Origin of the sequence: Pseudomonas floridensis (assembly GCF_002087235.1) — a bacterium.
Taxonomy (GTDB): domain Bacteria; phylum Pseudomonadota; class Gammaproteobacteria; order Pseudomonadales; family Pseudomonadaceae; genus Aquipseudomonas; species Aquipseudomonas floridensis.
On sequence record NZ_MUIO01000196.1, the window covers coordinates 1 to 1,335 of the forward strand.

The following is a 1,335-nucleotide window of genomic DNA, read 5'->3' on the forward strand; positions in this document are numbered from 1 at the left end:
GCCGATTCTGTCGGTCGCGAGCCTGCGCAACGATGGCGGCTGCACTGGCAGTCGTGTCGCCAGTCTGCGGGCCGGGATTGAGCGAGGTGGTTTCCCGCGCAACGGTCAGGTGCAGATCGATACGGTCCAGCAGCGGCCCGGACAGTTTGTTGCGGTAACGCTGGACCTGCTCGGTCGAACAGCGACAGCGGCCGGTCGGCTCACCCAGATAACCGCACGGACAAGGGTTCATTGCCGCGACCAACTGAAAGCGTGCCGGAAACCGCACCCGATCCCGCGCGCGGGAAATCACGATATGGCCCGACTCCAGCGGCTCGCGCAGTACCTCCAGCACGCGTCGGTCGAACTCCGGGAGCTCATCCAGAAACAGCACCCCATGATGGGCGAGCGTAATCTCGCCTGGCTGCGGACGACTGCCACCACCGACCAGCGCCGGGCCCGACGCCGAGTGATGCGGCTGCCGAAACGGTCGCTGCGGCCAACTGGTCAGCGGAACCTGACTGGCCACCGACTGAATCGCCGCAACTTCCAGCGCTTCGTACTCATCCAGCGGCGGCAACAGGCCGGGCAGGCGACTGGCGAGCAGCGTCTTGCCGGTGCCGGGCGGGCCGCTGAACAGCAGGTTATGAGCGCCAGCCGCTGCGACCACCAATGCACGTTTGGCAGCCGTCTGGCCCTGCACTTCGCTGAGGTCCGGATAGGGCTTGGACTGATGCAGCAAGCCGCTGGACTGATACGGCGCAATCGGCGTGCGTCCATTGAAGTGCGCCACCAGCTCCAGCAGGTGGTTCACGGCGATGACCCGCAACCCCGACGCCAGACACGCCTCTTCGGCATTCACCGCCGGCACGATCAGCGTCCGCTCTGCGGCACGTGCCGCAAGGGCGGCGGGCAGCACACCTTGAATCGGCCGAATCGCCCCCGACAAGGCCAGCTCGCCCAGGCATTCGACATCCTGCAAGGCCGTCAACGGTACCTGCCCGCTGGCCGCCAGCAGACCCAGCGCGATGGCCAGATCGAACCGGCCACCGTCCTTGGGCAGATCGGCAGGCGCCAGATTGAGCGTGATACGCCGCGCCGGAAAATCCAGCCCGGCATTGAGAATGGCACTGCGCACGCGGTCCTTGCTCTCCTTCACCGCGCCTTCGGGCAGCCCCACCAGCGTCAAGGTCGGCAGGCCGTTGGCCAGATGCGCTTCGACAGTAACCGCCGGGGCTTCAACCCCGACCTGGGCACGGCTATGAACAATGGCCAGCGACATGGATCATTCCTTGATATGAGCGACGGGGCGTTATCGTGCGTCATTCGAGGACGAGGGGCAGGTGGGGAATGGAT

At 65.9% G+C, this 1,335-nt stretch carries 1 protein-coding gene; it reads right to left on the minus strand.

Going from position 1 to position 1,335, the window contains the following annotated elements; all coding sequences use genetic code 11:
• Positions 1-1,261: YifB family Mg chelatase-like AAA ATPase (locus tag BZK31_RS28165; protein ID WP_083186443.1), on the minus strand; the 1,261-nt coding region annotated here is incomplete at its 3' end.
• Positions 1,262-1,335: the final 74 nt, after the last annotated feature.